This window comes from Alcaligenes sp. (genome assembly GCF_050255915.1).
GTDB lineage: Bacteria > Pseudomonadota > Gammaproteobacteria > Burkholderiales > Burkholderiaceae_B > Alcaligenes > Alcaligenes aquatilis.
In genome coordinates, this window is sequence record NZ_JBFWIQ010000005.1 from 100,017 (window position 1) to 125,824 (window position 25,808).

Genomic DNA, 25,808 nt, shown 5'->3' on the forward strand with positions numbered 1-25,808 from the left:
GCGGGGTAGCCGTGTTTGCATCGCAAGCACGGTCGCCAAGGCGGTGGTTTTGTTAGCCGCTCTGCTAAATCTTTTACCTTATGTATCTGGTCTGAGTGCCTCCTTCAGACAACAAAGCCTGGCTTAAGGGCTCTGTTCTTGCCCCGGCTCCTCCCTGCTTCAAGGGTGCATAGTGGTTTGGTTGAAAACGTGTGAACAGCAGTCGTGGAGCGTGTTAGGGCAGATTGAGTCGAGTCAGCATGATGATCTGAATCTGATGGCTAAAAACTGGCTGCTATAGCTTGGATGAATAGGGTTGAATTAAAAATAGATTAAATTTTTATAAGGAAAATGCTTGTAGCATTTCGTAGTTTACGGGTGGGTTGGAAATGTTACGGTAGAACCATCCATTGCAAACAAGGAAATTTTTTTGATTGCATTGGACTCCTTTTAATAGCAGGGTTAAGGGAATTTTTAATTCTAAAAATACTCTTTCTGATATTGGAGAAAATCTATGAAAAAATCCGCCATCCTATCCAGTTTTTTAATGGCCTCGGCCCTGAGTCTTGGCCTGCAAGGCGGCGCAATGGCTAATGAGCCTGCCGTTAATCAGGACCATTCCGCAACTGCGGGCGAAGCCGTCAGCGATACCTGGATCACCACCAAAATCAAGGCTGACCTGGCCAGCACCAAGGATTTGAAAAGCACGGATATCTCTGTTGAGACCAATAATGGTGTTGCAACATTGACCGGTACCGTGCCCAGCGAAATTGAGCACAAAAAAGCCGTTGCTGCAACGGAGAGTGTAAAAGGTGTTGTGAAAGTCGATTCGTCGGGATTGAAAGTCAAGCCGGAATAATTATTTCGCCATCAATCCTTATTGTGAATTCCTTTTGAAATAGGAGAGCGACTATGAATGAAGATACGATTAAAGGTAAATGGAAACAGTTGTCCGGTAAGATTCAGGCAAAATGGGGCAAGTTGACCAATGACGATATTGATGTTGCTGAAGGCAATACCGAATATCTGGTTGGGAAAATTCAGGAACGCTATGGCATTGCACGTGAAGAAGCTGAAAAGCAAGTCCGCGACTTCAATGGCGGCGTCTGATCCTCAGGCTTGATTGCCAGGCATACAAAACGCCCTGCATAAGCAGGGCGTTTTTGTGTGTGCGGCAGGACTGGGCGGTGTCATGGTGGGGGCATTCAGGAATGCTTACCCCTCTTGTTTCCAACTGGTTCGTGCAGTCCAGTCAGTCCTCATCCATCTGCTGATAGCGCTCGACCAGGTAATCCAGCAGCGCCCGCACGGCAGGCATTTGCCCGCGACGGGATGAGAACACCGCATGAATGATCTCGCGTCGGGGAGCCCATTCCGAAATCAGTTTCACCAAAGAGCCGTCGGCCAATTGATCACAAACTACCAGGGTTGGCAGTTGAACTACACCGACGCCTTTCAAGGCGGCACAGCGCAGGGCTGTCATGTCGGTGGTGATCAGGCGAGGGCTGTGATGCAGCACAGCCTGTGCCCCGTCGGGGCCGAACAAGGTCCAGGTATGGTTTTGCTGCGGCAGACCCAAGGCCAGGCTGGGATAGTCCGCTAGATCGGCCGGCGAACCGGGCAAGCCGTGTCGGGCGATCAGCTCCGGACTGGCGACCAAACATTGGCTACGGTCGGACAGCGCACGCATTACCAGATCGCTGTCTTGCAATGGAGGGGGGCGGACGCGAATGGCAATATCCAGCGCTTCCCCGATCAGGTCGACACGCCGGTTGGTCGCATCTAATTGGACGGTGACATGCGGGTAGCTGACCATGAAGTCGGCCAACATATTACTGACATGAGCGTTCAGCAAGGTGATCGGGCAACTGATGCGCACCACACCACGTGGTTCGGCACGTGTCAGTTCGATGGCTGCCTGTGCCGCCTCAGCCTCCACCAGCATGGCCTTGCAGTGTTCGTAGTAGGTCTGGCCGATCTCGGTCACGGTAAAGCGGCGGGTGGAGCGCTGAATCAGCCGTACCCCCAAGCGCTCTTCCAAAGCCGCCAACCTGCGGCTAAGGGTGGATTTGGGCAAACCTAGTGCGCGACCGGCCGGGGCAAAGCCCCCGTGATCCACAATCTGAACGTAGAAGTACAAGTCGTTTAAATCTTGCATGGCAGTTTTATCGTTCCATAAATGGAACATAGATGGCCGATTTAGGGGGCTACTGGCTTCGTTGTCCCGAGTTTATGCTGTCTCTTATGTTGAAACAAGGAGATGGACATGAAGAAAATTCTTGGTATCTATAGCGCTCCCCGTCCTCACTGGGTGGGCGACGGCTTCCCCGTTCGCTCCCTGTTTTCGTACCACACACACGCAAAACAGTTGAGCCCTTTCCTGCTGCTGGACTATGCCGGCCCTGCCGAGTTTGCCCCTAGCAATCACAAACGCGGCGTTGGTCAGCATCCGCACCGGGGTTTTGAAACCGTCACCATCGTCTACAAGGGCGAGGTGTCGCACCACGACTCCACGGGCCAGGGCGGCACGATCGGCCCCGGTGATGTGCAGTGGATGACGGCTGGCTCGGGCATTTTGCACGAGGAGTATCACTCCGACGCTTTTGCTCGTTCGGGTGGCACTTTGGAAATGGTGCAGCTGTGGGTCAACCTGCCTGCCAAAGACAAGAGTGCTCCTGCTGGCTATCAGGCCATTACCGACCAGCAAATTCCTGTGGTCGCACTGCCTGATGCCGCTGGCATGGTGCGCGTGATTGCCGGAGAAAAGGACGGTGCCACAGGCCCTGCCAAGACCTTCACTCCCATGAATGTATGGGATATGCGTCTGAATCAGGGTGACATTGCCGAGCTGGAAAGCCCAGAGGGCTGGACGGCTGCGCTGGTGGTTCTGCATGGAACGGTGCTGGTCAATGGCCAAAGCGTGGCACGTGAAGGGCAACTGGTGGTGCTGGATCGGGCAGGTAGCCAGTTCAGCATCGAAGCCAACAACGACGCCGTCGTCTTGATGATCAGTGGTCAGCCCATTGATGAGCCCATTGTGGGGCATGGCCCTTTTGTCATGAATAGCAAGCAGGAAATCTTGCAGGCGATGGATGACTTCAATAGCGGTCGCTTCGGTGCGATGGCACCCACTACGGCGGCCTCGTAAGGCAAGTGGGTGAGGGCGGCCTGGTCCGCCTTCACCGCCCATGCTGGCCGGTTTCACCGATTTGATTTGCAGCGCGATTACCTCAAGCGCTGTGGCAGTACCGGGTGCAGTTTTTGCATCCATCCCTTTCAATCATCGTTAAGGAAAACTGAGATGACGACGCCTTACAAACGACTGGATAAAGATCAAGCCGCTGTCCTACTGGTAGACCACCAAACCGGGCTGCTGTCTCTGGTGCGTGATATTGATCCCGACAAGTTCAAGAACAATGTGCTGGCGCTGGCTGATCTGGCCAAGTACTTCAACTTGCCCACCATCTTGACCACCAGCTTTGAAGAAGGCCCGAACGGTCCGTTGGTCCCCGAGCTGAAAGAAGCCTTTCCTGATGCGCCGTATATTGCCCGGCCTGGGCAGATCAATGCTTGGGATAACGCAGATTTCGTGAAAGCGATCAAGGCTACTGGCAAGAAGCAACTGATTATTGCCGGTGTGGTCACCGAGGTGTGCGTGGCGTTCCCGGCCTTATCGGCTCTGGAGGAAGGCTTTGATGTGTTTGTGGTCACCGATGCGTCGGGCACCTTTAACGAGCTGACGCGCCATTCCGCCTGGGATCGCATGTCTGCCGCCGGTGCTCAGTTGATGACCTGGTTCGGCGTGGCGTGCGAACTGCACCGCGACTGGCGTAACGACGTGGAAGGTCTGGGCGCCTTGTTCTCCAACCATATCCCCGACTACCGCAACCTGATCAACAGCCACACCAAGTTTACGTCCGGCCAGTAAGCGTCGGCGTGCAGTGTGGTTCATTTTGGGGCCATTGCCTTTGGGACAAAATTTGCTCACTTTGACTGGCGATCTGGAAGTGATCGGAGTACAAAACAGTGTGCTGGTGTGAACGAGTTTGCAGGCAATGGTCTGTTTGGGTGCTGTAAAAACCTGTGTTTGCATGACAGCGTGGAGCGATTTTTAAAAGGTAGCTGGAATGCGATTGAAAGATAAAGTGGCGGTTGTTACCGGATCGGCAGCAGGTATTGGTTTGGCAACAGCCAGGAAGTTTGCCCAGGAAGGAGCGGTTGTGGTGTTATGCGATCGTAATGCGGATGCCGTCAGTCAAGCAGCGCAGTCTTTAAGTGGCAATGGCGTTACTGCTGTGGGCTATACCGTGGACGTGACAGACCGTGCGCAGATTGATGCCATGGTGGCGGATGTGAAGCAAAAGTTTGGCCGCATTGATGTGTTGGTGAACAATGCCGGGATCACTAAAGATGCCAAGTTGGTACGCATGACCGAGCAGCAGTTTGACGATGTCATTGATGTCAACCTGAAAGCGGTTTTCAACTTCACCCAGGCGGTGGCGGCAGTGATGCTGGAGCAGGAAAGCGGTTGCATTCTGAACGCTTCCAGCGTGGTGGGTTTGTACGGCAATTATGGCCAAACCAATTACGCGGCCAGCAAGTTCGGGGTGATTGGCTTTACCAAAACCTGGGCCAGGGAGTTGGGCCCCAAAGGGATACGCGTCAATGCCGTCTGTCCCGGTTTTATCGAGACAGACATTCTGAAAACCATCCCGGAAAAAGTGCTGCAAGGCTTTCGTGACCATTGTTGGCTGCGTCGCATGGGCAAACCCGAGGAAATCGCCAATGTGTATGCATTTTTGGCCTCGGATGAAGCCAGTTTCATCAATGGCACCACGCTGGAAGTGTCGGGTGGTTTGACGGTTTAATGCCGTGTAGATAAAGACTGAATCGCTGGTGGCTTCTATTTAGTAGTGATGGATACTGGCAGCAAGAAAAAACGGGTCTGAGCGTTTTGCTCAGGCCCGTTTTTAATGTGCTGGTATATAGGTGGAGAGTTAAAGGAGAGGAGGCGGGCAGGGGAGAGGCCATGATTTCAGAGGTCGACGGCCAGATAGGACGAAAAGAGCACGCCGCGCCGACAGGCCTTACCAAAAAGGGTACCGAACGGAGTCCTCGTATGACGGCATTCTGATCAGGCCAGGCGTGGGGCGATTCTATGTCCGGCTTCGCGGTGCGTCTCTCACAGAGCACGGCACCCAGGCGGTAAAGGAGCTTTTTTCACGTAGGCTCGTACTTCCTCTACCAGGGCAGCAGCAGCGGGGGTCAGATCATGTTCCAGGTGGAACATCAAACAGAGAGTACGGACCAGTGTAGGTGCCTGCAGCAAGGAAAAGCTCAGGCCGGGCATCAAGACTCGTTGTGCGGCCAAGGCTGGCAGCAGGGCAATGGCCAGACCACTTTGCACCAGTGCCGCTTGAGAGGTGGTACTGGAGGCCTCGTAAAACGGGGCTGACGCTTCTATAGGCAGATCGGGCCGTGATTGCAGCACCGCCATGATGCCTGTCTCGTCTACGACGCCCACCAGCTTGCGCTCATTCAGGGCAGACCAACTGACCGTGTTATTGGCGTCTGGTTTGATTAGCTTGTCGTCGCTGCGATAGAGCACGCCAAACTGGTCTTCCAGCAAGGGCTGACTGTCCAGTCCTTGGACATCTGCCCAGGGGCTGGTCAGACCAAAGTCGATTTCCCCGGCCACGATCTGACGCTGAATGCGGCCTGAGTTGTCATCCCGTAAGTACAGCCGCACGGCGGGGTGCTGTTGCGAGAAATTCGCGGCAGCCGGTGCTATCAGATCCGTAATGGCCGATGGGGCGGCAGCCACGCTGACCCGCCCACTTTTCAATTCCCCATACCGCATGACATCGCTGATGGCGCCATCAAAATCCGCCAGCAGGCGGGTGATGCGCGGCAGGAACTCCAGACCAATAGGCGTCAGGGATACGCGGCGGCTGGTGCGGTTGAACAAGGTGGTATTCAGGGCAACTTCCAGTTGCTGAATCAGGCCCGTGACCGAGGATTGTGTTTGAAAAAGACGACGCGCGGCATGGGTGAAACTGGCCTCCTGAGCGACGGCAACAAAGGCATTCAGGTGCTTGAGCGTGATGTGCTTGGGAAGTCTGTCCATTTCATTTTCTGATTAATCAATTAACTTAAACAATTTTTCATATTAATAATACCTTTGGATAATGCGGTCAACTCCCCTTTTTGTGGGAGGGTAAGTGGAGACGTAAATGCAGACAGACGACCGCAGCTTGGACGTCAAGATCAGCAATGGCTGGATTATTGATGGCTTGGCCACCCCGCGTTGGCGTGGTGATGTGGGTATTCGAGAGGGGCGTATTGTCGCGGTTGGCGACTTGAGTGCCTGGCACGCCGAGCAATCGGTGGACGCCAGCGGCCATGTGGTGGCTCCTGGCTTTATCGATACTCACGGCCATGATGATTTGATGTTCATCGAACGGCCCGTTCTGGACTGGAAAACCAGCCAGGGCATTACGACGGTTGTGGTCGGCAATTGTGGTGTCAGCGCCTTCCCCGCTCCTTTGCCGGGCAACTCGGCAGCGGCTTTGGCCTTGCTGGGCGATTCGCCCTTGTTTGACGATATGGTGCAGTACGTGCAAGCGGTGCGCCATCTCAAGCCCATGATCAACGTGGCAGCGTTGGTCGGGCACGCGAATTTGCGCATGGCCGTGATGCAGGACCCCTTGTCCCAGCCTGACGCCGACGAGCAAAAGGCCATGGAAGCCTTGTTGGCCCAGGCCTTGGAAGAAGGCGCCGTGGGCTTTAGTACCGGCCTGGCTTACGAGCCCGGCTGCATGGCCGAACCGGCCGAACTGGAAGGCTTGGCCCGTGTTGCCGCTTCCAAAGGTTCCCTGCACACCAGCCATATTCGCAATGAGGGCGACACGGTGCAGGAGTCCGTCGAAGAAGTGCTGGCGGTAGGCCGTCAGACGCAGTGTGCCACCTTGGTGTCGCACCACAAGTGCATGATGCCGGCCAATTGGGGCCGCAGCAGCCATACCTTGGCCAATATTGATCGGGCCCGCGCCGATGGCGTGCAGGCCACCCTGGATATTTATCCCTATTCGGGCAGTTCCACGATCCTGATCCCTGAGCGTGCCCACACCATAGACCAGATTCGTATTACCTGGTCCGAGCCTCATCCCGAGTGCAATGGCCTGTATCTGGCCGAGATTGCCGAGCAGTGGGGCTGTGACCGGGAAACGGCCGCACGGCGTTTACTGCCTGCTGGCGCGATTTACTTTGCGATGGACGATAAAGAAGTCCAGCGCATTTTCAGCCACCCATGTTGCATGGTGGGCTCGGACGGATTGCCTGCGGATGCGCATCCCCACCCTCGTTTGTGGGGCAGTTTCACGCGCATTTTAGGGCGGTACGTACGCGAAGATGGCCTGATGTCCCTGGAGCAGGCGGTCGCCAAAATGACGGCCATGCCTGCCTCGGTTTTCGGGCTGGAAAACCGCGGCGTGTTGCAAGTCGGCGCCTGGGCGGATCTGGTGGTGTTTAATCCCGAAACGGTGCAAGATTGCGCCACCTGGGAGCAGCCCACCTTACCGTCTCAAGGTGTGCAGACCGTGTTTGTGAATGGCGTGCAGGTTCATCCTGCCGCCCCGGAGCAGCGGCCCGGACAGGTGCTTAACCGCGCCTTTGCCGCTCAGGCGCAAAGCCTGGATGCGCCGATTATCCCGCTATAAGCGGCGCATTGGACAAGAAAGCAGTCGCCAGGATCTGGGGTAGTCAACCAGAGCGGTGCGATTGCATCACATGCAGGCCGGTTATTGAACACTGGTCAGGAAGGATCGTTAAGGAGACGACATGAGTGTCATTCAGCAACAAATGCCAACGGGCAAGCGCAATGCAGCCATGGTGGTGTTTTTAATTGGCATGGCGATTGCCTTGTACACCCACTTTTACATGCCGGGTGAAAGCTCCCTGTGGGGCTTGACGCCGGTGGTGGTGTTTGCGCTTATCGCCCTGTTGGGTGTGGATATTGTTCTGGCCACGATTGGTGCGATTGTATTGGGCGCCATCATGACCAGTACTACGCCGATTGCCATGGGTAAACTGCTGGCCGAGTCCCTGGGCTCGTTCATTGCGGTGGTGGGTTTGATTATTGTGCTGGGCGCCGGGGTGGGTGAAGTGGCCGCCCGTACTGGTGCTGCCGAGCAATTGGTACGCGCCATTGTCAAGCGTATTGGCTTGTCCAATCCGGTGCGTGTGCGTCTGGGCATCATGGTGGCGTCCACCCTGATCTGTGGCGCTCTGGGTACCTTGGCGGGCGGTAACGCCATTATTGCGGCGGTGGTGATCCCGATTGCTGCTGCCGTGCGTCTGTCTCCCCCCGCTGTGGCGGCCCTGTTCCAAAGCGCCGGTTCCGCCGGTCTGGTGCTGGGTCCATTCACCCCTAACGTGGTGACGGTAACGGGTCTGACGGGTTTGAGCTACACCGACTACCTGCTGGTGGCCGGTCTGCCTATGGCGGCTGCCACCTTGCTGACGGGCTGGTTCATGTCCGGTCGCATTCAGAAGATCACCAAAGACCAGTTTCAGTACGAAGAGGCCGCTCAAGGTGCGGCTGCGTTTGACGTGAATGCCAAGGCTTCACCCAAGGCGGTGCGTGCTGCCTGGGCGTTTTGCATCACCATTGTGGGTCTGGCTGCTGTGGGTATCGCCTCTAAAGCTGGCTTTGCTTACGCCATTATTGTGATGGTGTCCCTGGGGGCAGCGACAGGTCTGGCCGGTGGCATGAACCCACGCGAAATCCTGCAGGCCATGTATGCTGGTGCGGGTAAGCTGATCTGGATCTTCTTCCTGTTCTGGCTGTTCAACCCGGTGCTGGTACTGGTGGACCAACTGAACGCCTATCACGCCTTGCTCGATTCGGTGCAACCGTACCTGATTGGTATCAGTGGCGCGGTGCTGTGCATGCTGATCGTGGCCTTTAACGTGGTGGGCCATATCCCGGGTGCTGCTGTGGCGCAGATGACCTTTACCGCCAAGATTTTCGGCCCGGTTCTGGCTGCTGCCGGGGTGGGCCCTGCTGCAACCGCTGCCGTCATTTTGGGCAGTTCGCAGATTGATTGGTTTGGCCCTTTCCCTTCTTCAGATATGTTCGGCCAGATGGGCCTGGCACGCTCCACTCAACTTAAGTACATGCTGTATAACGGCTGGGCGGTCATGATCATCAATCTGTTGATGTTCGCTGGCCTGTTCATGATTCTGGTCTGAGTACTGAAGGAGAGAGTGTATGTTTACCGTGGGAAGCGAGTTGTTGGATGCGCCGCTGGTTCGTGAACGCTTGCAAGAGCGACTGGAGCCTTTGCTGACCCAGGAGTCCGCCCGTATTTCGATGGCGGTCTACGCTACCGATGGCACTTCCCTGTTTGACTGGCATGCGCAGCGCGTCATGCCGTCGGCCAGCCTGATCAAGACGCCCATGCTCTTGTGTTTGCTGGAGCAGGTGGCCCAGGGCAAGCTGTCGCTGGAGTCGGTTTACCCTCTGCCCGAGGGCGATCGCACACCCGGCACCGGCATTTTGAGTCAGTTGCCCGGCGTACCCAGCCTGAGCCTGCGCGAGCTGGCCTTGCTGATGATTATCCTGAGCGATAACGTCGCCACCAATGCCCTGATCGATTTGCTGGGCATGGATAACATTAATGCCTGGAGCGCCCAGGCTGGTTTGCAGCATACGGACTTGCAGCGTCACATGATGGATATGAAGGCGCGCGAGGCCGGCAAGGACAACTGGACCACGGCCCAGGATGCTTGCTCGGCCTTGCTGTACCTGTTGCATTCGCCTGCTTTGCCGGAAAACCTGCGTCAGCAGGGGCTGGATATGCTGGCGGACCAGCGCGAACGCGGTCACTTTGCGGCAATGCTGCCTTCTATCGCTCAACTGGCTCACAAGACCGGCTCCTTGCCCGGTTTGCGTCACGATGCCGGTATCTTGACGATGGGCGAACGCAGTGTGGTGCTGGCCGTGATGGCCGATGGCTTTACCGATGGCCGCACCAGCACCTCTTTATATGGTGGCCAGGGGGCGAGTGTCTTGTCCCGTCTGGCCTTGGAAACGGCCCGCGCCTTGCAGTACTGAGCCGGTCCGAAAGGATAAAAGTATGTCTACGACACGTGTTGCCCTGGTGCAATTGGATAGCGGCCGCGACCGCCAAACCAATTTGGATCAGCTAGAACATTGGGTGCTGGCCGCCGCCAAAGACGGGGCACAGTTGATTGTGACTCCCGAGTACAGCGATGTGCGTGGTGATACGCAATGGTTGCAGCAAAACGCCACACCCATTCCGGGTCTGGTGACCGATCACATGGCCAGCCTGGCTCGCCGCACCGGTGCCTGGATTCATCTGGGTTCCATGCACGAGCGCCGTCCTGATGATCATCGCCTGGGCAATACCAGCGTGACGTTTTCGCCAGACGGTGAAATCGTGGCGCAATACCGCAAGGTGCACTTGTACGACGCCGTGGTAAATGGTCTGGAATATCGTGAGTCCGACGATTTCTGCCATGGTCAGCATTTGCAAAATGTGCAGGTTGGGGAGCTGAATCTGGGCCTGAGCATTTGCTACGACATGCGCTTTGCCGAGCTGTTCCGTACCTTGCGTGCCCGTGGCGCGAATGTGCTGGTGGTGCCGGCAGCCTTTAATGTGCATACTGGCCGTGATCACTGGGAGGTCCTGTTGCGTGCCCGTGCCATTGAGAACCAGTGCTACGTACTGGCCGCCGCGCAGATCGGTGGCCCTGGCCCCGCTATGCCTTGTCTGGGCCGCAGCATGATTATTGACCCTTGGGGTACGGTATTGGCCTGCATGCCCGATCACCCTGGCTATATCTGTGCCGATCTGGATCCCGCGCGCGTGCAGCGCATGCGAGAGTCGCTCCCGGCCTGGCTGCACCGCCGGGGTGATCTGTATCCTATTTCTTCTTGATTGTGTGCTGAAACAGACTGGAGTCTGCCATGACCGTTCCTGCGGCCTTTGAGTTTTATCCGGGCACTGCCCCCTTGTTGATTTCCATGCCCCATTCGGGCACCTATGTGCCATCGGCCTTGCTGGCGCGTTTTACGGAGTCAGCGCGTCAGGTGCCGGATACGGATTGGCATATTCCCCGTCTATACGAGTGCGCTCAGCAATTGGGCGCGTCTGTGCTGGTGGCGACGTACTCGCGTTTTGTTGTCGATCAGAACCGCCCGCCGGACAATGCCAGCCTGTACCCAGGGCAAAGTGTGACCGGTCTCTGTCCTTTGGATACCTTTGACGATGAGCCTATCTACCAGCCTGGACAAGAGCCGGACGAACGTGAGATTGCCCAGCGTCGCGAGAGCATCTGGCTGCCGTATCATCAGAAGCTGGAAGAAGAGCTGATGCGTCTTCTGACCTTGCACGGTCGTGTAGTCCTGTGGGATGCGCACTCGATTCGTTCGGTGGTTCCGCGCTTTTTTGAAGGCCGTCTGCCGGATCTGAATTTCGGGACGGCCAATGGTCAGAGCTGTGATCCTGCCTTGAGCGATCGCCTGATGAAAACGGCCTTGGCCAACAAAGACTACAGTAGTGTGCTGAATGGTCGTTTCAAAGGTGGCTACATTACCCGCCATTACGGACGTCCTCAGCAGAACATTCATGCTGTGCAGTTGGAGATGGCACAGTGCTGCTATATGCAAGAGCAGTGGCCCTTTGATTACAACGAAGCGGCTGCCCACAACATTCAGCCCTTGATCGAGGCCTTGTTGCGCGACGCGCTGGCCTTTGCGTCCGAGTCGTAAATTTGTCGTGACCCCCGGTACAGGCAAGCCGGGGCGCTACACTATCGCCTTGGCCACGGTGGCCGTAGAGCGATTCATTCATGTCTGACTTTTCCCCGCCCCTATTTGAGCAACTGTGCTGTCCCTTGGACGGCTTGCCGCTCTTGTTCGAGGCTCCCAGCTGGCGCTGCCCTTCGGGCCATTGTTTCGATACGGCCAGCCAGGGCTATATCAATCTGCTTCCTGTACAAAACAAGCGCTCACGTGATCCAGGAGATAGCAAGGAGATGGTGGCGGCGCGTCGCCGTTATCTGGAGTCGGGGGTATACGAACCTATTGCCGCAGGTGTGTGGCGTGCTTTGATGGATGGATTGGAAGGGGAGGCGCCCTACGCTTGTCTGGATGCAGGCTGTGGGGAAGGCTATTATCCGCGTTATTTGCGTCAGCAGGATCAACAGGGGCAACTGGCCCTGATCGGTCTGGATATTTCCAAATGGGCTGTCATGGCAGCAGCACGCAGCTCACCAGACATACGTTGGCTGGTAGGGAGCAACGCACATTTGCCCGTGCCTGATGGTGCCTTGGATGCCGTGCTGTGCCTGTTTGGTTTTGCCGTGCCCGATGAGTTTTTACGGGCGCTGAAACCCGGCGGCATTTGGGTGCAGGTGGAGACAGGACCAGACCATTTGTTGGAGCTGCGCCGTATCATTTACAGCAGTTTGAAGGTCGACAAGAGCCAGGAGCAAGCTGTGGCAGTCGGCTTTTGCTTGGAGCATAGCGAGCGTATCCGTTTTGAGATATCGCTACACACGCAGGAACAAATTACAGATTTGTTGTTGATGACCCCTCATATGTTTCGTGCCAGTATGCCGGGTCTGGAGCGTGTGCGTCAGTTGTCGAGCCTTGACCTGCAGGTGGATGTGCAGATCAAGGTGCTGCGCCGTCTTTAAGTTGGCCCAGCCTCCTCTTGCTCAGAGGGCAGGGGGCATTTCTCTCACCTGATTGTTCTGAGAGCTGATTTCAACACGGTTGCGGCCATTGCGTTTGGCTGTGTAGAGCGCCTCGTCGGCCAATTTCAAGACAGTGCTGTGTTCACGAGCATGGATGGGCCAATTCGCCACTCCGATGGAGATGGTAATGGGCGAGCCTGTGGGGCTGTTGGTTTTACTGATCAATATGCGCAGACGCTCGGCCAGTTGTACGGCTTGGTCGATATCCTGATCAGGCAGGAAGATACTGAATTCTTCTCCCCCGACTCGGCAGACCAGGTCCGTGTCACGGGTGCAGGCTCGCATGGTATCGGCCAGAAAGCACAGTACTAGGTCGCCCACATCGTGGCCATACGTGTCATTGATACGCTTAAAGTGGTCGATATCGACCGCCAGAATGGAAAAAGGCATATCCGTATCTTTCCATTGCTGGAGCATGACATTCATGCCACGACGATTGGTCAGGCTGGTGAGTGGGTCAGTATTGCGCTCGATATCCATGGCGCCCATCTTGCGATTGACGCGTTTAAGGCCCAGTAGCATCGCCAGTTTGATTTGGCGGGACTCAAAGTACCAGGCATGAACCTGGCCGATGCGGGAGCCAGCCTCGTCTGTATCCAAGTGGGGGGCCAGGCGGGCCAACTGGCGCAAAGGTTTGGCAATAAGCATGGCCAGCATCCAGATAAGGATCTGAACAGCGATAAAAAATGGGATGGAGTTGCGCAACACTTTACCCATCAGGCCGCTAAGTTCTTTCAACACGATGTCGGTGGGGCTTTGTACGACCAAGCCCCATTGCACATCCTTGCTGGGGGCAAAGCCGGTCAGCATGTCTGTGCCTTGAGAGTTCTCCAGGGTCAGGGCGTCAATCCTGCCTTGGTTGACGGCATCAATGGCAGGGTTGTCGCTGATAATCTCGCCGATGCGACTTGTATCCTGGTGATAAAGCAGACGTTTGTTTTTGTCGACGACATAGATGTAGGAGCCGTCACGATGAAAGTGCTCGCCTAGCAGCGCATTCAGGCTATTGGGTTCATGTAGATAGATGGAGCCGCCTACCAGGCCCTGATAGTTACCATCAACGTCAAGAATGGGGTACGACAGAAAGATCAGCAGCCGGCCAGTGGCCGACATGTACGGGGAGCTGACCAGGGGGATTTTGCTGTTCAGGGCATGTCGGGCGCCCTCGCTATGCAATACGGTTCCCAGTAGGCCGAGGTTGTAAGGGGCATTGGCCAGTACCTGGCCTTTGGCATCCAGAATTAGCACCGAGTTGAAGCTGTTGTTTTGTTCGTGCAGGCGGTTGACCTCCGCATTGAGCTGCTGCTCAGTTTTTGGGGTGGGGCCCGAGAGCAGATTGGCGCTGTAACGAAGTTGCTGCTGCAAATTGGCAATAAAGGCATCCGTGCTGCTTGCCAGTTTCAGCGCATAGGCCCGGTTCTTTTCCAGGGCCTGATCCATTAACAGGGTACGTTCGGCCCAGTAGGCTCCATATAAGGTGTAACCCATGGTCAGCAGGCTGCTAGCGGTAGCCAGCAGCAAAATCAGCCGGCGCAGATCGACAAAAAACATGAGGATGGGCGAGTGCTAGGATGAAAAGGGCTGGAAGGAGCTGGAGAAGGCAAGAACTGCCCTAATCCATTATACGTAAAGAATTTTTTTGGGGTCGTTTAAATGCGGCTAGAGACCACGGCAAGGACAGTCCGTCCGGCAGGGGGTAACAGCAACGTGTAAGATGTGAAATGGTCTAGACCAATAGACAATTACCACATGAGTATCGCTGGCTGGGTAAATTGAATGGTATCGGCCGGCACCTTTCCATGGAGATCCCGATATGAAAAGCGTAGATAGTTTTAAGGCTTTGCACCAGTTGGATGTCGGCGGGCAGTCCTACGACTACTATCGGTTGGATGCGGTTCGTGGAGATGGCCTGGATGTTGCCAGCCTGCCGTATGGCTTGAAGATCCTGCTGGAAAACCTGCTGCGCACCGAGGATGGCGCCGATGTGACCGCGGATGATATTCGCGCCCTGGCCGCCTGGGATCCTGCTGCCGAGCCCGATCGTGAAATCGCCTTTACCCCCGCACGTGTTGTGCTGCAGGACTTTACCGGTGTGCCAGCCGTTGTGGACTTGGCAGCCATGCGTGAAGCCATGCAGGCGCTGGGTGGCGACCCGCAAAAAATTAACCCCCTGGCACCGGTAGAGCTGGTCATTGACCACTCGGTGATCGTGGACGATTTTGGCAAACCCAGTTCTTTTGAGCGCAACGTACAGATCGAGTACGAGCGCAACATGGAGCGCTACCAGTTTCTGCGCTGGGGCCAAAGTGCATTCGATAACTTCAAGGTCGTGCCACCGGGCACGGGTATTGTTCACCAGGTGAACCTGGAACACTTGGCCCGCGTGGTCTTTACGCGCGACGAACAAGGCCGTCAACTGGCCTATCCCGATACCTGTGTGGGTACGGACTCGCACACACCGATGGTCAATGGTCTGGGCGTGGTGGCCTGGGGCGTTGGTGGTATCGAGGCCGAAGCTGCTATGCTGGGCCAGCCCATTTCCATGCTGATCCCCCGCGTTGTGGGTTTCAAGCTGACGGGTCAAATGCCTGAAGGCACCACGGCGACAGACTTGGTGCTGACGATTACCGATATGCTGCGCAAGCACGGTGTGGTGGGCAAGTTTGTGGAGTTCTATGGCCCTGGCGTCAGCGCTGTGCCTTTGGCCAACCGTGCCACGATCGGCAATATGAGCCCTGAATACGGCTCTACTATTTCCATGTTCCCGATTGACGAGGAAACCCTGCGCTACATGGAGCTGACGGGTCGCTCCAAAGAGCAGATCGACCTGGTGCGTGAGTATGCCCAGGCCCAGGGTCTGTGGCATGACCCGCAGCACGAGCCTCGCTACTCCGAGCGCCTGGAGCTGGATTTGTCCACGGTCGTCCCCTCGATTGCCGGCCCCAAGCGCCCGCAAGACCGCATTGCCCTGTCCTCGTCCCAATCCGCCTTCCGTACCTCGGTACGTGATCTGCTGGGCGATGATGTGGCGACCTATGACGAGGCGGTGGAAGAAAGTTTCCCCGCCTCGGATGTGCCTTCGCACAAGCCGCCAGCACCCCGTAAAGCGGCGGTGACGTTCACGTTGGCCGACGGTAGCCAGTGCGAGCTGGATCACGGCTCGGTGGTGATTGCCGCCATTACCTCGTGTACCAATACCTCCAACCCAAGTGTGATGATGGCCGCTGGTCTGCTGGCCAAGAAAGCCGTGGAAAAGGGCTTGAGCCGCAAGCCTTGGGTGAAAACCAGTTTGGCCCCAGGCTCACGCGTGGTCACTGACTACTACAAACGTGCCGGCCTGACCCCCTATCTGGATAAGCTGGGTTTTGACTTGGTGGGTTACGGTTGCACCACGTGTATTGGTAACTCCGGCCCACTGATTCCAGAAGTCAGCCAGGCGATTAATCAAAACGATCTGGCCGTGGTGTCCACCTTGTCGGGCAACCGTAACTTCGAGGGCCGTATTCACCCCGAAGTGAAAATGAACTACCTGATGTCGCCACCGCTGGTGGTGGCCTACGCCTTGGCGGGCACGATGGATATCGACCTGTACAAGGAGCCTTTGGGGCAGGGTAGCGATGGCAAGGATGTGTATCTGAAAGACATCTGGCCCTCTGCCGCTGAAGTGCAGGACGTGATCAGCAAGGCGATCGCCTCGGATATGTACCGTGATGGTTATGCCGATGTGTTTGCCGGTGATGAACGTTGGCGCTCTCTGCCTACGCCCGAAGGGGATCGTTTTGAATGGCAGGATTCCTCTACCTACGTGCGCAAACCCCCTTATTTCATTGACCTGAAGCGTGACCCCAGCCCTGTCTCGGATATTCGTGGCGCACGCGTGTTGGCCAAGCTGGGTGACTCGGTGACGACCGACCACATCAGTCCGGCTGGGTCGATTGCACGCATGTCGCCAGCGGCCACGTATTTGATGGACCACGGCGTACAGCCGCAGGACTTCAACTCGTACGGCTCGCGTCGCGGTAACCATGAAGTCATGATTCGCGGCACGTTTGCCAACGTGCGCTTGCGTAATCAACTGGCTCCGGGCACGGAAGGGGGCTATACACGCGACTTCACGCAAGATGGCGCGCCCGTGGCAACGATTTACGATGCCTCGCGCAATTACTTGAGTGCCGGTGTCCCGCTGGTCATTCTGGCGGGCAAGGAATACGGTTCGGGTTCTTCGCGTGACTGGGCGGCCAAAGGCACGGTGCTGCTCGGTGTACGGGCAGTCATTGCCGAGTCTTACGAGCGTATTCACCGCAGCAATTTACTGGGTATGGGCGTGATGCCTTTGCAGTTCCCGGCTGGCCAAAACGCGGAAACCCTGGGTCTGACGGGTGACGAAGTCTTCGATATCGAAGGCATTACCGCCTTGAATCAGGACAGAATCCCCGAGAAGGTCAAAGTGCGTGCTGGTGATATTGAGTTCGAGGCCCTGGTCCGAATTGATACGCCTAGCGAAGCGCATTATTACCGTCATGGCGGTATCATGCAGTACGTGTTGCGGGGTTTGTTGAAAGCGTAAGCTCGGCAGCAGGCCACGGCGTGATTTGACACGCCTGCAGGTGCGCCAGTGGTGTCATGCCTCTGGCGCATTTGTGTGTTCAGGGGCCGGCTCTTTTGCCGGCCTTTTGTGTGGGTAAAGAAAAATGGCGAATACCCAAGAAGCATCTTGGTCTGAGTTGTTGTCTGGCCGTAATGGCTTGCGTTCGCTGGCCTTGGCCGGAGGCGTGGCTGTTCACGCGATCAATGTGTACGTGGCGACCACGATTCTGCCTTCCGTAGTGGAGGATATAGGCGGGCTGGAGTACTACGCGTGGAATACCACGCTCTTTGTGGTGGCATCCATTCTGGGCTCGGCCCTGTCACCACAAGTCCTGGAAAAATGGGGCCTGCGACACAGCTTTCTGGTGTCGCTGCTGTTCTTTGCGATTGGCACGACCTTGTGCGCGGCAGCGCCTTCCATGCCTTTCCTGCTTTTTGCCCGCACGATTCAAGGATTGGGGGGCGGCTTGTTATTGGGTCTGAGCTACTCCTCGATCCGGTTGGTGTTTGAAGAGCGGCTTTGGCCGCGCGTGATGGCCCTGGTGTCCAGCATGTGGGGCGTGGCGACCTTGTCGGGACCGGCGATTGGCGGGGTGTTTGCCCAGATGGGCCAATGGCGTCTGGCCTTCTGGAGTGTCCTGCCGTGTGCCGCTTTGCTGGCGATTCTGGTCTGGACCCAGTTGCGTGATGCGCGTGCCCCTGAAACGCGTCAATCCGGTTCGACCTTGGGCAAGGTCTTGTTGTTGACCGCCTCGGTACTGGTCATGTCGGCAGGTAGCCTGTCCACGTCGTGGATGATCAATCTGGCCGGTGTCGTGGGTGGCGCGATGCTGGTGTATCTGATGGCGCGTGCCGACAGCAAGTCCACCAGCCGCCTGTTTCCGCAGGGCACCTATTCCATCAACACCGCCTTGGGTAGTTTGTACGCTGGTATTGGCTTGGTCAGTGTGGCGGTGGCAACGGAAATCTTCATTCCGTATTTCTTGCAGATCATCCATCACATGAGCCCGCTGAAAGCCGGCTACCTGACTGCCTTGATGTCCGGTGGCTGGACCTTGGGTTCGATTGCCAGTTCCAGCCGTGGGCTGAAAACCGGGGACAGATTGATTATTGCCGGGCCTGTGCTCTCGGGCTTGTCGCTGGCTGCCCTGGGCGTGTTTATCCCGTGGGAGGGTTTGAGCGAAGGCAGGGATTATTCCTGGGCCTTGTACCTGTCCTTACTGGGCGTTGGAATAGGGATTGGTCTGGCCTGGCCGCACCTGCTGACACGGGTCTTTCATTCCGCGCCCAAGGGCCAGGAGAATATTGCCTCGGCTGCCATTACGACCTTGCAGCTGTTTACGATGGCCTTGGGGGCTGCATTGGCCGGGATCATCACCACGGCCTCGGGCTTTGCAGACCCCGGTGGGGTGCAGGGCGCGCGCCAGTCAGCGCAGGCTCTGCTGTGGCTGTTTGCTCTGGCGCCTCTTCTTGCCGCCTTTCTGTCCGGGCCTGCAAGACGGGTGCGCCCCAAGGCTTAGCCTTAGACGGTGCTTTTGGGCAAGCGGAACAATTCTGGATCCGGGCCAAGACGACCTTCGGCCTGGTCCAGACCGGCAATGTCTGCCATGTCCTGCTCGCTGAGCTCGAAGCTGAAAATGTCCATATTGTCGCGCTGGCGTTCGGGGGAGGTGGACTTGGTAATCACCATATTGCCCAGTTGAATCTGCCAGCGCAGCATGACTTGCGCCACAGAGCGGCCATGTTCCTTGGCAATCTTGTTCAGTACCGGATTGTCCCACAGCGTACCCAGTCCCAGTGGGCTCCAGGCTTGCGTCTGGATAGCGTGGTCTTCATGGTAGTGGCGAGACTCTGCCTGCTGAAAGCCGGGGTGCAGCTCAATCTGATTGAGCACAGGCAACACGCCGGTCTTGTCCAGCAAGGTTTGCAGGTGCTGGGGCAGGAAGTTGCACACACCAATGGATTTGACGCGGCCTTCATTGCGCAGATTGATCAGTGTTTCCCAGGTCTGGATGTACTGGCGGTTCTTGGGCACAGGCCAGTGAATCAGGTACAGATCCACATATTCGAGCTGCAGTTTGTCCATGCTTTCTTCAAAGCCTGCACGGGTGTTGTCGTGGCCATGCATGTCATTCCACAGCTTGGTGGTCACAAACAGCTCCTCGCGTGGCACCTTGGACTGACGAATCCCTTGACCGATTTCGGCCTCGTTGCCGTAGATGGCAGCAGTGTCGATCAGGCGGTAGCCTACCTCGATGCCACTGCACACCACATCGGCCGTTTGCTCGGCAGGCACCTGCCAGACACCCAGGCCCAGTTGTGGCGCGCGGTTATCGTCGTGGAAGGTGATTGTTGGGGGGGTAGTCGACATAAGTCTCTCCTCGGTAGAGTGCACGGCAAAACAGCCAGGGTCTGGCTGATGAAACCACCGCGCATGGGGAACGATCGGGGCCTAGGGCCTGTTAACGCAATCTCCTTACATCGTGTTAACAGGTCCTAGAGTACAGGCGGTGTCAAGGCAAAAGTCCTTAAAGGGACCTGAATCCACACGGGATGGACACGTGAAGCTTGTACGTAGGCAGGAAATTGGCTTATTGTTTTTTGTCCTGCGGCGATTATAGAGGCGTCGACTGGATTTTTTATTAAGATGTTGCAATCTGCATCATTCATAATCCCATATAAGCGTTGTCCTATGGGGTTCCAGCTGGAGTAAGTATGAGCGTACATACCACGCAGGTTCGCATTAGCGTTCCCGCTCTGACCGCCTATAAGGGCAAACAAAAAATTGCGTCGTTAACAGCCTATATCGCGCCTATCGCACGAATGCTGGACGAGCACATGGATATGATCCTGGTGGGCGATTCGACCGCGATGGTAGGGTATGCCATGCCTGACACCCTGAGCATTACGGTGGATATGTTGGCTGCCCATGCTGCGGCCGTGGTGCGTGCTACTAAGCACGCTTGTATTGTCGTGGATATGCCCTTTGGCAGCTATCAGGAATCACCCCAGCAGGCATTTGCCAACGCATCGCGTATGCTCGCGGCCAGTGGTGCCCAGGCAGTGAAGATGGAAGGCGGTCAAGCCATGGCTGAAACGACCCGCTTTCTGGTCGAGCGCGGCGTGCCTGTGTTGGCCCACGTGGGTTTGATGCCTCAGTACGTCAACACTATGGGTGGCTACAAGGCTCAAGGCATGACCGATGCTGCCGCCCAGCGCGTGTTGGACGATGCCGTCGCACATGCTCAGGCCGGTGCCTGGGGTGTGGTGCTGGAAGGGGTGGCGGAAAGTGTGGGCCGCCGGATTACCGAAACCATCGCCATTCCTACGATCGGTATCGGTGCCTCGCCTGCGTGTGATGGCCAGGTGTTGGTAACTGAAGATATCCTGGGCCTGACTAACGGCAAGATTCCCAAATTTGCCAAACCTTACGCGGATGTGGGTGCCTTGATCTCGCAAGCGGCAGCGCAGTACGCGGCGGAGGTGCGTGATGGTTCTTTCCCCACGTTGGAGCAGTGTTTCGGCGTGAAACGCTAGTCCGGCTAACTATTCCGCATTAGAATATTTCATGTTGATAAATGCGGCATTCACATAGACCGACATGGAAATTCGCCAATTAGAAGCTTTTGCAGCTGTGATGTCCGCAGGCAGTGTGACCGCTGCCGGCCGGTTGCTGGACCGCTCGCAGCCTGTGGTCAGCCGCCAGATTCAGGAGCTGGAGCAGGAACTGGGCTTCAGGCTTTTTACTCGTACCCGTCCGCAGGTCACCCTGACCGATCAAGGGCGCGAGTTTTATCTGGAAGCCAGGCCGGTGCTGATGAATCTGGAGGTGCTGCAAAGTCGCGCTCTGGAAATCGCCCGTGGCGGCCTGCGGCCCCTGCGTATCGTGGCCACTCATGCGCTGGCTATTGGGTTGCTGCCCCAAGCGCTGGGCATCATGGAGCATCACGATCCCGCCTTCAAGCAAAAGCTGATTATTGATACGGTAAAGCCGGAAGAGGTGGTGCAAGCCATCGACGAAGGGCGGGCAGATCTGGCTGTTACCAGTTTGCCGCTCGATATTGATGGTTGCACCTTGCACTGGTCAGGACAAAGTCCGTGTCTGTTGGGTATGGCATTGGATCATCCCCTGTCCGAGCACGAACTGGTGCGTTTGAGTGATATTCAAGGCACGCCCCTGATTTCCATTCAGAACCGCCATCGCCTGCGTCATACCCTGGCAACCGCTCTGTTGCGCGCCAGTCCGGAAGCACCGGAAGATATTCGTCATATCGAGGTTGCATCGTCTTTGGAAGGGCTGGTTCTGGCCAGCCAAGGGGTAGGCGTGTCCTTGATCGACCCCTTCACTGCCCACGGCCTGCCACTGCCGAATGTGGTGTTGCGCCCCATTGATATCCACGTGCCTTATATGGTCGGCGTGGTGTCGCTGCGATCACGCGAACTACGTCCCGATGCACAGCGTCTGGTCGAGGCCATGCGACAGTATGTGCTGCAGTTCATCCCGCGCTTTGTACTGGGAGATGATACGGGCTTGCCCAGCACGCAGGATCCGTTTGACTCGCTGTAAACAGGTGGGGGCTGCTGCGGCGTCCCACCTTTGTCAGCCTCAAGGAATCATGGCGTAAGCCACAACCTCCAGCTTCATGCCCGGCTCCACTAAAGCGGCCACGCCCACGCTGGCTCGGTTGGGAAAGGGCGCGGAGAAAGACTCCCTGTAGACCTTGTCGATGACGTCCATATCGGCGATATCAGTCATGTAAATCAGCACTTGGGTGACGTTTTCCAGGCTAGCTCCCGCTGCTTGAGTGGCCCGTTGCATATTGGCAAAGGTCAGGCGAGCCTGTTGCTCGATGCTTCCCGTATCGATGCTGCCGTCCGGCCGCACAGGCCCGGCTACCATGAACAGCATTTCCCCTTTGGCTTTGACAGCCCAGGAGAACGCTTGCTTGAGGGGAGGAAGCCCGACGTCGACAACTTGTTTCATCACTTGCTCCGAGTAGAGATGACCGGCAAAGACGCAAAGAGCGCCTGCGTTGCATCGCCCAAACGGGTGTTGGGGCGAGCCTGGTCAACAATGACATCGAAGTGGTTGCGTGCGGGCATTTCGATGGGGGGCAGATATTGGGCGCCCAGTGCGTTCAGCGCGTCGGCAAAAGCCTGACTCTGGCGTTTGAACGCCGAGGTTTCGATTTCTCCCCAGCTAATGATGGTGGGAGGAAATCCGTTCAGATCAAGCAGTTGAGGGCTAATCGCCCGTGCACTGTCCACGTCCAGAGACAGTGCCTCATTGATGCTGGTGCCAATCAGGGGCTGTAGATCGTAAATGCCCGATACCAGCACCGCGGCTGCAGGTGCGCCGACAGGCAAATCAGGGTCGTCTTTCCATCCGCGCAGGCAGCACATGGCTGCCAGATGCGCACCGGCAGAACTGCCGGAAACGACAATACGTTGTGGATCAAAACCCAGCTCTTTACCGTGCTCATACAGCCAGCGCAGTGCCTGGCGGCATTCCAGCACCATGTCATGGACAGAGGCTTGCGGTGCCAAGGTGTAATCGATGGCCGCAAAGGCGATACCCGTGTTGGTGCAATCCGGGGCCGAGAACAGAGAGGACGCCTTGGAGAGCTCTTGCCAGTAGCCGCCGTGAATAAATAGCAGCAGCGGTGGGAGGGATTCCGAGTCGCGCGGCTCAGGCAAAAAGAGGTCGAGCTTATGCGCGGCGGCACTGCCATAGGTCAGCTCGGTATGACGTGATCCGCTTTGCAAGGCCGCTGCGCTAAGCGTGGCGTAGTCCTCAATGTAAGGCGCGTAGTTTCCGCCTATACAGGAGCTGGGCGAGTATTCGCGCTCGCGCTCCTGCGCGGAGAGTAAGTCGTGTGAAGCTGGCATTACAGCGCGGTCCGAACTGTCCAGATTTCAGGGAACAGCACCACGTCCAGCATCTTGCGCAAGTAGCTGACGCCGCCTGTGCCACCCGTGCCGCGCTTGAAGCCGATGACGCGTTCAACCGTCGTGACATGGCGGAAACGCCAAAGACGGAAGGCGTCCTCAATGTCGGTCAGTTTCTCACCCAGCTGGTACAGGTCCCAGTGTGCATGTGGGTCACGGTAAACCTGCAACCAGGCAGCTTCGACTTCGGGGCTGGCCACGTAGGGCTGCGTCCAGTCACGCTCCAGATAGTCTGCGGGAATGTCAAAACCCTGGCGGGCCAACAGACGCAGCGACTCATCGTACAGCGAGGGGGCACGGTAAGCGGCCTCAACCTGGCGGAGCAGCTCAGGGCGGTGTGCATGTGGCTTGAGCATAGCGGCATTCTTGTTGCCCAAAGCAAACTCAATACAGCGATATTGCGCGCTTTGAAAACCGCTGGAGCTGGCCAGATAAGGCCGCATGGCAGTGTATTCCGGCGGGGTCATGGTCGAGAGCACCGTCCAGGCGCTGACCAGTTGTTCCATGATGCGCGAGACACGCGCCAGCATCTTGAAGCTGTCGGCGTATCGGTCAGCAGCGACCGATTCAGTGGCCGCGTTCAGTTCGTGCAGCATCAGTTTCATCCAGAGCTCACTGGTCTGGTGCTGGATGATGAACAGCATTTCGTCGTGGGCAGGCGAGAGCGGATGCTGAGCGCCCAGCACCTCGTCCAGGTGCAGGTAGTCGCCATAGCTCATGGATTGGCTGAAATCCAACTGCGCTTTTTCTTCCGAAACAATGCGCTCTGTCTCGCTGACTCCCTTGTCAGCCGATGCCTTGGAAGCATTCATTTGTTCTGTTCCCGGTACATTAATCATGACCTATGCGACCAATGGAACAGGTCGCGTGGGTCGCTGGAAAACCAAAGTCGCGTTGCGCGCCAAGGGGAGTGTGCCATGCCTCTTGCCCGAAGGTTTCCATCAGTGGCGCGATGCAGTCACCCGAGCAGGCGGGCACAGGGGTAAAGCTGAATGTTGTCTGTGGTTTCATTATTTAATCCCACTTAAATTTATGCGTTGATCTTAGGGATTTAAGGGTCTTGCGCCAAGCTGTTTTTTATAGAAGCATAATTTTTTCTAGAAAACTTTAAAAACAGGTTTTTTTATGCAAATAGATTTGGATGAGGTGGATTGCAGTTTACTGGCCGAGCTGCAACGAAACGCCAGGCTCACCACAAGCGAGCTGGCGCAAAAAGTGGGTATATCGCAGTCGCCTTGCTGGCGCCGGATCCGTCGCATGGAAGAAGCCGGACTTATTTCAGGCTACCACGCCCGGCTGGATCGTCGCGGCCTGGGCTACGGTGTGGTGGCCTTCGTCAGCATCAGTGTGGACTTTCAGAACGAAGCGCGTTCGGTGCAGTTTGTAGAAGCGGTACGCGATATTTCGGAGGTAGTGATGTGTCATGGCATTGCAGGCCCGGCCGACTTTTTGCTCATGGTGGTGGCCAAGGACCTGGACAGCTATTCGGAGTTGTTGCAACGGAAACTGCACCGTTTGCCGGGTGTCCGGCAAGCGCAAACCAGCTTTTCCTTGCAGGAGTTCAAGGGGCTTAACGAGCTGCCAATCCCGGTAATGGTCAAGCCTGCACCCTGATTCACTACGCTGTAAACCTTGATATGCGACGCGATCATACGTTCTGCCGCGTTGCCCATGATGAGTTAGGTGGCTAAGGGTTAGCTCTGATTTATTGTCAAAGAAGTCCGTCCGTAGAATTGATCAAAAATCACAAATCATTGCTCGAACTCATTTTGTGACGGAATCTAATGAAACATTCAGATGCTGCAAGCGCCAGTGCTCCGCTCGAAGCTTTTCAACCTATCGTTCGGCAATCCGTTAACGAAGCGGTCTATCAAGCCCTGCGAAACAAGCTGATGCATGGGGAGTACCGTGCCGGCCAAGTGCTGGGTATTCAATACCTGGCCGACGCGCTGGGCACCAGCACCATGCCCGTGCGTGAAGCACTACGCCGCCTGGTCGCACAACAGGGGCTAGAGCCGTTGCCCAACGGCACCACGCGTGTTCCGCTGATCACCAAAGCCTGCTTGAGCGATATTCGCCGTGCGCGCGTTCTGATCGAAGGCACCGTCACCGAGTGGGCCGGCCCCTTGCTGACCTCCTCCGTGCTGGATCAGTTGGAACAGTTGGCGCAAGAAATCACCCAAGAGCGCCGTACGCCCAAAGGCGTAGCCAGCAGCCTGGAAAAAAATCGAATCTTTCATTTCACGATTTACGCCGCCGCCCAGTCTCCCGTCATGCTCGCCATGATCGAGAGCCTGTGGCTGCAGTCAGGTGCTTATCTGCGCGAAACCCGCGAATTACTCCACAACGAGGACTCCTCGGATCAATTGCACGAGTCCGCCGTAATCGCACTGCGTAACGGCAATTTCGCCCAGGCACGTCAATACATTCAGGAAGATGTCTCCTGGATATTTGACCGTTTGGATCTGCCTGATTGAATCGATCTTTCAACTACTCATCCCCCACCA

25 protein-coding genes are annotated in these 25,808 nt (G+C 56.6%); 17 read left to right on the forward strand and 8 right to left on the reverse strand.

The genetic code is table 11. The features are described 5' to 3' along the window. The first annotated feature begins 493 nt into the window (after positions 1-493). Together AB7E06_RS07955 and AB7E06_RS07960 are read left to right on the forward strand one after the other, a co-directional pair. Positions 494-838 (forward strand): BON domain-containing protein, encoded by a 345-nt coding sequence (locus AB7E06_RS07955; RefSeq protein ID WP_094198045.1) that lies wholly within the window; start codon positions 494-496, stop codon positions 836-838. A 53-nt stretch (positions 839-891) separates the two neighbouring features. Then, positions 892-1,089, forward strand: coding sequence for a CsbD family protein (locus tag AB7E06_RS07960; protein WP_094198044.1), 198 nt, complete (start codon positions 892-894; stop codon positions 1,087-1,089). Between the two features lie 142 nt (positions 1,090-1,231). Here the strand turns inward: AB7E06_RS07960 and AB7E06_RS07965 are convergent, their stop codons facing one another. Next, complete coding sequence (locus AB7E06_RS07965) at positions 1,232-2,137, reverse strand: LysR family transcriptional regulator (protein ID WP_094198043.1); 906 nt, start codon at positions 2,135-2,137, stop codon at positions 1,232-1,234. A 108-nt stretch (positions 2,138-2,245) separates the two neighbouring features. On the opposite strand from AB7E06_RS07965, the gene AB7E06_RS07970 reads away from it, so the two are divergent. The 3 genes from AB7E06_RS07970 (at position 2,246) to fabG (ending at position 4,847) form a co-directional block, all read left to right on the forward strand. Continuing rightward, positions 2,246-3,127, forward strand: a complete 882-nt coding sequence (locus tag AB7E06_RS07970) for a pirin family protein (protein WP_264672189.1) — start codon at positions 2,246-2,248, stop codon at positions 3,125-3,127. Positions 3,128-3,280: 153 nt separating this feature from the next. Further along, positions 3,281-3,907 carry an isochorismate family cysteine hydrolase YcaC gene (gene ycaC / locus AB7E06_RS07975; RefSeq protein ID WP_121739868.1) on the forward strand — a complete coding sequence of 209 codons (627 nt, stop codon included), beginning with the start codon at positions 3,281-3,283 and terminating at the stop codon, positions 3,905-3,907. Positions 3,908-4,106: 199 nt separating this feature from the next. Next, on the forward strand, positions 4,107-4,847 hold the full coding sequence (gene fabG / locus AB7E06_RS07980) for a 3-oxoacyl-ACP reductase FabG (protein ID WP_094198040.1): 741 nt from the start codon (positions 4,107-4,109) through the stop codon (positions 4,845-4,847). A gap of 314 nt (positions 4,848-5,161) precedes the next feature. Here the strand turns inward: fabG and AB7E06_RS07985 are convergent, their stop codons facing one another. Further along, positions 5,162-6,106, reverse strand: coding sequence for a LysR family transcriptional regulator (locus tag AB7E06_RS07985; protein ID WP_094198039.1), 945 nt, complete (start codon positions 6,104-6,106; stop codon positions 5,162-5,164). A 106-nt stretch (positions 6,107-6,212) separates the two neighbouring features. Here AB7E06_RS07985 and AB7E06_RS07990 point away from each other — a divergent pair, with 106 nt between their 5' ends. The 6 genes from AB7E06_RS07990 (at position 6,213) to AB7E06_RS08015 (ending at position 12,705) form a co-directional block, all read left to right on the forward strand. Next, the gene (locus AB7E06_RS07990; protein ID WP_249460493.1) at positions 6,213-7,697 is read left to right on the forward strand and encodes an N-acyl-D-amino-acid deacylase family protein; all 1,485 of its coding nucleotides are present in this window, start codon (positions 6,213-6,215) and stop codon (positions 7,695-7,697) included. Between the two features lie 121 nt (positions 7,698-7,818). Then, positions 7,819-9,231 carry a gluconate:proton symporter gene (locus AB7E06_RS07995; RefSeq protein WP_094198037.1) on the forward strand — a complete coding sequence of 471 codons (1,413 nt, stop codon included), beginning with the start codon at positions 7,819-7,821 and terminating at the stop codon, positions 9,229-9,231. 19 nt (positions 9,232-9,250) lie between these two features. Beyond that, complete coding sequence (locus AB7E06_RS08000) at positions 9,251-10,096, forward strand: serine hydrolase (RefSeq protein WP_321278417.1); 846 nt, start codon at positions 9,251-9,253, stop codon at positions 10,094-10,096. A 22-nt stretch (positions 10,097-10,118) separates the two neighbouring features. Next, positions 10,119-10,943, forward strand: coding sequence for a carbon-nitrogen hydrolase family protein (locus AB7E06_RS08005; RefSeq protein ID WP_094198035.1), 825 nt, complete (start codon positions 10,119-10,121; stop codon positions 10,941-10,943). 29 nt (positions 10,944-10,972) lie between these two features. Then, the gene (gene hutG / locus AB7E06_RS08010) at positions 10,973-11,776 is read left to right on the forward strand and encodes an N-formylglutamate deformylase (protein ID WP_108728380.1); all 804 of its coding nucleotides are present in this window, start codon (positions 10,973-10,975) and stop codon (positions 11,774-11,776) included. Between the two features lie 80 nt (positions 11,777-11,856). Next, positions 11,857-12,705 carry a putative RNA methyltransferase gene (locus AB7E06_RS08015; RefSeq protein WP_427956164.1) on the forward strand — a complete coding sequence of 283 codons (849 nt, stop codon included), beginning with the start codon at positions 11,857-11,859 and terminating at the stop codon, positions 12,703-12,705. Between the two features lie 21 nt (positions 12,706-12,726). On the opposite strand, the gene AB7E06_RS08020 is transcribed toward AB7E06_RS08015, so the two are convergent. Next, positions 12,727-14,316: a sensor domain-containing diguanylate cyclase gene (locus tag AB7E06_RS08020; protein ID WP_427956167.1), complete on the reverse strand. Its 1,590-nt coding sequence runs from the start codon at positions 14,314-14,316 to the stop codon at positions 12,727-12,729. Between the two features lie 262 nt (positions 14,317-14,578). Here AB7E06_RS08020 and acnA point away from each other — a divergent pair, with 262 nt between their 5' ends. Next, on the forward strand, positions 14,579-17,332 hold the full coding sequence (gene acnA / locus AB7E06_RS08025; RefSeq protein ID WP_376912510.1) for an aconitate hydratase AcnA: 2,754 nt from the start codon (positions 14,579-14,581) through the stop codon (positions 17,330-17,332). Positions 17,333-17,456: 124 nt separating this feature from the next. Then, a complete protein-coding gene (locus AB7E06_RS08030; RefSeq protein ID WP_376912511.1) occupies positions 17,457-18,872 on the forward strand; it encodes an MFS transporter in 1,416 nt (471 codons plus the stop codon). Positions 18,873-18,874: 2 nt separating this feature from the next. On the opposite strand, the gene AB7E06_RS08035 is transcribed toward AB7E06_RS08030, so the two are convergent. Continuing rightward, positions 18,875-19,723 (reverse strand): aldo/keto reductase, encoded by an 849-nt coding sequence (locus tag AB7E06_RS08035; protein WP_376912512.1) that lies wholly within the window; start codon positions 19,721-19,723, stop codon positions 18,875-18,877. Between the two features lie 344 nt (positions 19,724-20,067). On the opposite strand from AB7E06_RS08035, the gene panB reads away from it, so the two are divergent. Then, entirely contained in the window at positions 20,068-20,889 is an 822-nt protein-coding gene (panB, locus tag AB7E06_RS08040) for a 3-methyl-2-oxobutanoate hydroxymethyltransferase (protein ID WP_094198028.1), read from the forward strand. A 64-nt stretch (positions 20,890-20,953) separates the two neighbouring features. Then, a complete protein-coding gene (locus AB7E06_RS08045) occupies positions 20,954-21,919 on the forward strand; it encodes a LysR family transcriptional regulator (protein ID WP_094198027.1) in 966 nt (321 codons plus the stop codon). 39 nt (positions 21,920-21,958) lie between these two features. Here AB7E06_RS08045 and AB7E06_RS08050 read toward each other — a convergent pair whose 3' ends face one another. From AB7E06_RS08050 to AB7E06_RS08065, 4 genes are read right to left on the reverse strand one after another with little or no spacing between them, the layout of a single operon-like run. Beyond that, positions 21,959-22,336 carry a RidA family protein gene (locus AB7E06_RS08050; RefSeq protein ID WP_094198026.1) on the reverse strand — a complete coding sequence of 126 codons (378 nt, stop codon included), beginning with the start codon at positions 22,334-22,336 and terminating at the stop codon, positions 21,959-21,961. Beyond that, positions 22,336-23,241 (reverse strand): alpha/beta hydrolase, encoded by a 906-nt coding sequence (locus AB7E06_RS08055; protein ID WP_376912513.1) that lies wholly within the window; start codon positions 23,239-23,241, stop codon positions 22,336-22,338. Before AB7E06_RS08055 ends, AB7E06_RS08050 begins: the two co-directional genes overlap by 1 nt. After that, a complete protein-coding gene (kynA, locus tag AB7E06_RS08060) occupies positions 23,241-24,113 on the reverse strand; it encodes a tryptophan 2,3-dioxygenase (RefSeq protein WP_427956175.1) in 873 nt (290 codons plus the stop codon). Before kynA ends, AB7E06_RS08055 begins: the two co-directional genes overlap by 1 nt. Positions 24,114-24,132: 19 nt before the next feature. Next, positions 24,133-24,312, reverse strand: a complete 180-nt coding sequence (locus tag AB7E06_RS08065) for a hypothetical protein (protein WP_427956178.1) — start codon at positions 24,310-24,312, stop codon at positions 24,133-24,135. Positions 24,313-24,426: 114 nt separating this feature from the next. On the opposite strand from AB7E06_RS08065, the gene AB7E06_RS08070 reads away from it, so the two are divergent. Further along, the gene (locus AB7E06_RS08070) at positions 24,427-24,915 is read left to right on the forward strand and encodes an Lrp/AsnC family transcriptional regulator (RefSeq protein ID WP_125277161.1); all 489 of its coding nucleotides are present in this window, start codon (positions 24,427-24,429) and stop codon (positions 24,913-24,915) included. Positions 24,916-25,085: 170 nt separating this feature from the next. Next, complete coding sequence (locus AB7E06_RS08075) at positions 25,086-25,778, forward strand: GntR family transcriptional regulator (RefSeq protein WP_094198023.1); 693 nt, start codon at positions 25,086-25,088, stop codon at positions 25,776-25,778. The last annotated feature ends 30 nt before the right edge of the window (positions 25,779-25,808 follow it).

Coding starts and splice junctions, on each gene's coding strand:
- AB7E06_RS07955 (WP_094198045.1), top strand. CDS start 494: ATGAAAAAATCCGCCATCCTATCCAGTTTTTTAATGGCCTCGGCCCTG.
- AB7E06_RS07960 (WP_094198044.1), top strand. CDS start 892: ATGAATGAAGATACGATTAAAGGTAAATGGAAACAGTTGTCCGGTAAG.
- AB7E06_RS07965 (WP_094198043.1), bottom strand. CDS start 2,137: ATGCAAGATTTAAACGACTTGTACTTCTACGTTCAGATTGTGGATCAC.
- AB7E06_RS07970 (WP_264672189.1), top strand. CDS start 2,246: ATGAAGAAAATTCTTGGTATCTATAGCGCTCCCCGTCCTCACTGGGTG.
- ycaC (WP_121739868.1), top strand. CDS start 3,281: ATGACGACGCCTTACAAACGACTGGATAAAGATCAAGCCGCTGTCCTA.
- fabG (WP_094198040.1), top strand. CDS start 4,107: ATGCGATTGAAAGATAAAGTGGCGGTTGTTACCGGATCGGCAGCAGGT.
- AB7E06_RS07985 (WP_094198039.1), bottom strand. CDS start 6,106: ATGGACAGACTTCCCAAGCACATCACGCTCAAGCACCTGAATGCCTTT.
- AB7E06_RS07990 (WP_249460493.1), top strand. CDS start 6,213: ATGCAGACAGACGACCGCAGCTTGGACGTCAAGATCAGCAATGGCTGG.
- AB7E06_RS07995 (WP_094198037.1), top strand. CDS start 7,819: ATGAGTGTCATTCAGCAACAAATGCCAACGGGCAAGCGCAATGCAGCC.
- AB7E06_RS08000 (WP_321278417.1), top strand. CDS start 9,251: ATGTTTACCGTGGGAAGCGAGTTGTTGGATGCGCCGCTGGTTCGTGAA.
- AB7E06_RS08005 (WP_094198035.1), top strand. CDS start 10,119: ATGTCTACGACACGTGTTGCCCTGGTGCAATTGGATAGCGGCCGCGAC.
- hutG (WP_108728380.1), top strand. CDS start 10,973: ATGACCGTTCCTGCGGCCTTTGAGTTTTATCCGGGCACTGCCCCCTTG.
- AB7E06_RS08015 (WP_427956164.1), top strand. CDS start 11,857: ATGTCTGACTTTTCCCCGCCCCTATTTGAGCAACTGTGCTGTCCCTTG.
- AB7E06_RS08020 (WP_427956167.1), bottom strand. CDS start 14,316: ATGTTTTTTGTCGATCTGCGCCGGCTGATTTTGCTGCTGGCTACCGCT.
- acnA (WP_376912510.1), top strand. CDS start 14,579: ATGAAAAGCGTAGATAGTTTTAAGGCTTTGCACCAGTTGGATGTCGGC.
- AB7E06_RS08030 (WP_376912511.1), top strand. CDS start 17,457: ATGGCGAATACCCAAGAAGCATCTTGGTCTGAGTTGTTGTCTGGCCGT.
- AB7E06_RS08035 (WP_376912512.1), bottom strand. CDS start 19,723: ATGTCGACTACCCCCCCAACAATCACCTTCCACGACGATAACCGCGCG.
- panB (WP_094198028.1), top strand. CDS start 20,068: ATGAGCGTACATACCACGCAGGTTCGCATTAGCGTTCCCGCTCTGACC.
- AB7E06_RS08045 (WP_094198027.1), top strand. CDS start 20,954: ATGGAAATTCGCCAATTAGAAGCTTTTGCAGCTGTGATGTCCGCAGGC.
- AB7E06_RS08050 (WP_094198026.1), bottom strand. CDS start 22,336: ATGAAACAAGTTGTCGACGTCGGGCTTCCTCCCCTCAAGCAAGCGTTC.
- AB7E06_RS08055 (WP_376912513.1), bottom strand. CDS start 23,241: ATGCCAGCTTCACACGACTTACTCTCCGCGCAGGAGCGCGAGCGCGAA.
- kynA (WP_427956175.1), bottom strand. CDS start 24,113: ATGAATGCTTCCAAGGCATCGGCTGACAAGGGAGTCAGCGAGACAGAG.
- AB7E06_RS08065 (WP_427956178.1), bottom strand. CDS start 24,312: ATGAAACCACAGACAACATTCAGCTTTACCCCTGTGCCCGCCTGCTCG.
- AB7E06_RS08070 (WP_125277161.1), top strand. CDS start 24,427: ATGCAAATAGATTTGGATGAGGTGGATTGCAGTTTACTGGCCGAGCTG.
- AB7E06_RS08075 (WP_094198023.1), top strand. CDS start 25,086: ATGAAACATTCAGATGCTGCAAGCGCCAGTGCTCCGCTCGAAGCTTTT.